Source organism: Polaromonas sp. (genome assembly GCF_029945895.1).
In the GTDB taxonomy this organism is placed as follows: domain Bacteria; phylum Pseudomonadota; class Gammaproteobacteria; order Burkholderiales; family Burkholderiaceae_C; genus Polaromonas.
In genome coordinates this window covers 1-5043 of record NZ_JAQSDL010000018.1, presented here as the reverse complement: position 1 = coordinate 5043, position 5043 = coordinate 1, and the positions used below count along the sequence as shown (strand labels likewise).

Annotated in this window: 3 protein-coding genes; 1 reads left to right on the top strand and 2 read right to left on the bottom strand. The window is 64.7% G+C overall.

The features are described 5' to 3' along the window. A partial coding sequence (locus tag PSV33_RS02335) for a DNA topoisomerase III (RefSeq protein ID WP_300558148.1) occupies positions 1–2376 on the top strand: 2376 nt, incomplete at its 5' end. A gap of 328 nt (positions 2377–2704) precedes the next feature. Here the strand turns inward: PSV33_RS02335 and PSV33_RS02330 are convergent. Then, complete coding sequence (locus PSV33_RS02330) at positions 2705–3496, bottom strand: gamma-glutamyl-gamma-aminobutyrate hydrolase family protein (RefSeq protein ID WP_300558150.1); 792 nt, start codon at positions 3494–3496, stop codon at positions 2705–2707. Between the two features lie 158 nt (positions 3497–3654). Continuing rightward, positions 3655–5043 (bottom strand): sensor histidine kinase (locus PSV33_RS02325; RefSeq protein WP_300558145.1); only part of this gene is annotated, 1389 nt, incomplete at its 5' end.

The window sequence follows — 5043 nt, the reverse complement described above, 5'->3', positions numbered from 1 at the left end:
GTGCAGACGCCGACGCTGTCGGTGGTGGTCGAGCGCGAGGAAAAAATCCGCAAGTTCGTGAGCCGTGACTATTGGGAGATCCATGCCACGTTTCTGGCTGAGGCCGGCGAATACCCGGCCAAGTGGTTTGACCCGAAGTGGAAAAAAGCCGCCGCCAATGCAGACAACGCCGAGCCTGATGCCGAGCTGAAGGCCGACCGCGTCTGGTCCGAGCGCGAGGCACTGGCGATTGCCGACGCGGTGCGCGGCAAGGCCGCCACGGTGACCGAAGAAAGCAAGCCGACCACCCAGGCGGCGGGGCTGCTGTTTGATTTGACCTCGCTGCAGCGCGAGGCCAACGGCAAGTTCGGCTTTTCGGCCAAGACCACGCTGTCGATCGCGCAAAGCCTGTACGAGCGTCACAAGGCACTGACTTACCCGCGTACCGATTCGCGGGCGCTGCCCGAAGACTATGTGCCGGTGGTCAGGCAGACCTTTGAAATGCTGGCCGCCAGCCCCATGAAACACCTGGCCCCGCACGCGGCCACGGCGCTCAAGGGCAACTACATCAAGCCGAGCAAGCGCATTTTCGATAACAGCAAGGTGAGCGATCACTTTGCGATCATCCCCACACTGCAGGCGCCCAGCGGCCTGAGCGACGCCGAGCAAAAGCTGTACGACCTGGTGGTGCGCCGTTTCATGGCGGTGTTTTTCCCGAGCGCTGAATACCTGGTGACCACCCGGATCTCGCAGGCCGTCGGCCACAGTTTCAGGACCGAAGGCAAGGTGCTGGTCAAGCCGGGCTGGCTGGCGATTTACGGCAAGGAAGCCGCCGATGAAGTGGCCGATGCCAAGGAAGGCGACAAGGGCCAGAGCCTGGTGCCGGTCAAGCCGGGCGAGATGGTGCGCGCGGAGGTGGTCGAGGCCAAGGGGCTGAAGACGCGGCCACCGGCCCGGTATTCGGAAGCGACTCTGCTGGGCGCGATGGAAGGCGCCGGCAAGACGATCGACGATGACGAGCTGCGCGAAGCCATGCAGGAAAAAGGCCTGGGCACGCCAGCCACGCGCGCGGCGACCATCGAGGGCCTGATCAACGAGAAATACATGCTGCGCGAAGGCCGCGAGCTGATCCCGACGGCCAAGGCCTTCCAGCTCATGACGCTGTTGCGCGGCCTGGGCGTGGAAGAACTCTCGCGCGCCGACCTGACCGGCGAGTGGGAGCACAAGCTCGCGCAGATGGAACACGGCAATCTCAGCCGCGAGACCTTCATGGCCGAAATTGCCGCCATGACCAAGAACCTGGTCGACAAGGCCAAGGGTTACGACAAGGACACCATTCCCGGCGATTACGCCACCCTGAGCGCGCCCTGCCCCAACTGCGGCGGCGTGATCAGGGAAAACTACCGCCGCTACACCTGCACCGGCAAAAAAGGCGACGACGGTTGCGGCTTCTCGTTCGGCAAGACGCCGGCCGGCCGCACCTTCGAGGTGGCCGAGGTTGAGCAGTTCCTGCGCGACAAGCGGATCGGCCCGCTCGACGGTTTCCGCTCCAAGGCCGGCTGGCCCTTCACTGCCGAGATGGTCATCAAATTCGACGAAGAGACGAAAAACTACAAGCTTGAGTTCGATTTCGGCGACGACAAGGCCGGCGAAACCGGCGAGATCGTGGACTTCAGTGGCCAGCAGTCGCTGGGCCCCTGCCCCAAGTGCGGCGCCGGCGTGTTCGAACATGGCAAGAACTATGTTTGCGAGAAGTCGGTGCCGACCAACGCTCAGCCGACGCCGAGCTGCGATTTCAAGACCGGCCAGATGATCCTGCAGCAGCCGGTCGAGCGCGAGCAGATGGTCAAGCTGCTCACCAGCGGGAAGACCGACCTGCTCGACAAGTTTGTGTCCATGCGCACGCGCCGGCCCTTCAAGGCCATGCTGGCCTGGGACGCGGAAGCCGGCAAGGTCAACTTCGAGTTTGCGCCGTCGAAATTTCCGCCACGCAAGACCGCCGGCCCGCCGCGCAGTGGCACGGTGAAAACCCCGTTCGGCAAAACCGTCGCAGCCAAGGGCGCAGGCCTGGCTGCCAAAAAAGTGGCTGCAAAAAAAGTTGCCGCCAAAAAAGCGCCGGCAGCCAAGGTCGCCAAGCCCAAGGCCCCGCGCGTGGCCAAACCGGGCAGCGGACTGAAACCCAGCGATGCGCTGGCCGCGGTGATAGGCGCCGAGCCGGTGGCCCGCACCCAGGTCATCAAGAAACTCTGGGACTACATCAAGGCTGAAGGCCTGCAGGATGCGGCCAACAAGCGCGCCATCAACGCCGATGCCAAGCTGCTGGCCGTCTTCGGCAAGCCGCAGGTGACGATGTTTGAGCTGGCGGGGATTGTCGGGAAGCATCTGACGGCGGAGTAAATTCCACAACCCCTTGGCCCGGCGTCACGCTGCGTCTGCGGCCTCCCTGGGACAGAGGACGGACTCCCCCTTCCCACCCCTAACCCCTGCCCTGGCCCCGCTGGGCGACGGCGGGGGACTTCATTTGGCAGCGCGTGCTGGACCCGCGTGCATGAATGACGGTCTGTTGAGTCCGGCATGACGCGCTGCACGCGTCATGTCTCCCCGCACCCGAACCCGTATTGATTCCTTCGCCCGCCGGGAGGAATAAAAATGCTATGAATTCAATAGCTATTGGCGCACATCCCTATTGGGGGAAATGGCATTTTTCCTTGAAAGCGGCGGCGCCTCAGGCTGTCACATGCTTCTTCGCCGCTGCCACCGCGGAAAGAAAATCCTCCAGCACAGCCGCGTCATCAATCGTGTCCGAGCCCGGCTGGTGAAACTCCGGGTGCCACTGCAGCGCGGCGATGAAGCTTTTTGACGGGTCTTTGCGGCGTATGGCTTCCACCATGCCGTCGGGCACGCTGAAGGCCTCGGCCACGAACTCGGGCGACAGGTCCTTGATGCCCTGGTGGTGAATGCTGTTGACCCGTGCGCGTTCCACGCCGGGGTACAGGCGCGACAGCTGCGTGCCCTGCACGATCTCCACGCTGTGGAAGTTCTGGTCGTAGATCACGGCGTCGCGATGCAGGAAGGACTCGGGCACCTGGGTGGCGATGTCCTGGTACAGCGTGCCGCCGAAGGCCACGTTGAGCAGTTGCAGGCCGCGGCAGATGCCGAAGACCGGCTTGCCGGCTTTGACGAAGGAGGCGACCAGGGCCTTGTCGTAATCGTCGCGCACGCGGTCGCCAGACCAGCGTTCTTCGAGCGGCTCCTCGCCGTAGCTGCCGGGCCACACATCGGCGCCGCCGTGCAGCACCAGGCCGTCGAGCCACTGGGCGTAGTCGTCGAAATTCACGTCACCGCGTTGCGTCTCGCCAGTCGGGCAGGGCACCATGACCACCATGGCGCCGGAGGACATGATCCAGTGGGCCACGGTCTGCTCGACATACTGCAGGGTCTTGCCGGTGAACAGGGAGCGGGTGGGATCAGCGTGGGAAAAGCAGGCCGACAGGCCGATTTTCAGTCGGGTGCGCATGTGGCGCCGGCTTTCCCTGGCGCTGGCTTCGGCCGCAGGGAGGGTGTGGGACTTGGGACTCATGCGGGACATATCTCCGGAAACAGATGCCCTCAGTGTAGGCAGGCCGCCCTGCCCCTGCGTACGGACGGGGGCTTGTTGCTACGCCGGACAAGGCCTCATTCCAGCGGCAGGTCGGCAAAGCCCATGAAGCGGATGGTCACACGGGTCCCCGGGGGCGTGCGCCCGGGCATGGCGTCGTCAACGACAACAGTGGCACCATGCTGTTTGGCGATTTCCTCCACGATCGCCAGCCCCAGCCCCGAACCGTCGACGTTCGTGCCGAGCGCGCGGTAGAACGGCTGCAGCACCAGCTCGCGCTCGGCGGCCGGGATGCCGGGGCCCGAGTCCTCCACCTGCAGCACCACCACGCCGCTGAAGCGGTCGGTCAGCAGCCGGACCGTGACCTGGCCGCCTTCGGGGGTGTAGTTGAGCGCGTTGTCCAGCAGGTTACGCACCAACTCCTTGAGCAGCGTGGGGTTGGCTTCCAGCATGTTGGCGGCTTCGCCGGCCGGTGGGCCCTCGTAGCCGAGATCGATGTGTTTTTCCAGCGCCCGTGGCACCGAGTCCTGGATGGCCTCGGCCAGGATGTGCACCAGGTCCAGCCGTTGCTTGGCCAGGCTGCGACCGGTGGTTTCGGCGCGCGCCAGGGCCAGCAGCTGGTTGACGGTGTGGGTGGCGCGGATGCTGGCGCGGCCGATCTGCTTGAGGGATTTTTTAAGTTCGTCGGCGTCGGTCTCGCGCTGCGCCAGGTCGGCCTGCATGCGCAGTCCGGCCAGAGGCGTCTTGAGCTGATGGGCGGCGTCGGCGAGAAAGCGCTTTTGCGTGCTCAGCAGCACCTTGAGGCGGCCGAGCAGGTCGTTGATGGACGAGACCAGTGGCGCCACCTCTTCGGGCACGATGCTTTCATCGAGCGGACTCATGTCGTCGGACTTGCGTGCCCGAATGCGTTTTTCCAGCTGGTCCAGCGGCTTGATGCCGCGCACCAGCGCCAGCCAGACCAGCAGCACGGCCAGCGGCAGGGTGACGAACTGCGGCACCATCACGCCCTTGACGATCTCGGTGGCCAGCGTCTTGCGCTTTTCCAGCGTCTCGGCCACCTGTACCAGGATGGGGTGGCCGCCCGGTACGTCGGCCTTGATCCAGGTGTAGGCCACCCGCACGTCCTGTCCTTGCATGACGTCTTCGCGCAGCCGTACTTCGCCGTCAAAGGTCATCTCCTCGTCCGCCGGCAGGGGCAGGTCGTGTTCGCCGCTGATGTATTCGCCGCGCGCGCCCAGCACCTGGTAGAACACCAGGTCGGTATCGTCGGCACGCAGGATTTCCCGCGCCGGCGCGGTCAGGTTGAACTGCACCTGTTTGTTCTTGACCACGATCAGCTTGGCCAGTGCCTGCACGTTGTACTCCAGCGCGCGGTCAAACGGCTTGCCGGCAATGTTCTGCGCCACCAGCCAGGTCAGCGCCAGGCTGATCGGCCACAGCAGCAGCAGCGGCGTGAGCATCCAGTC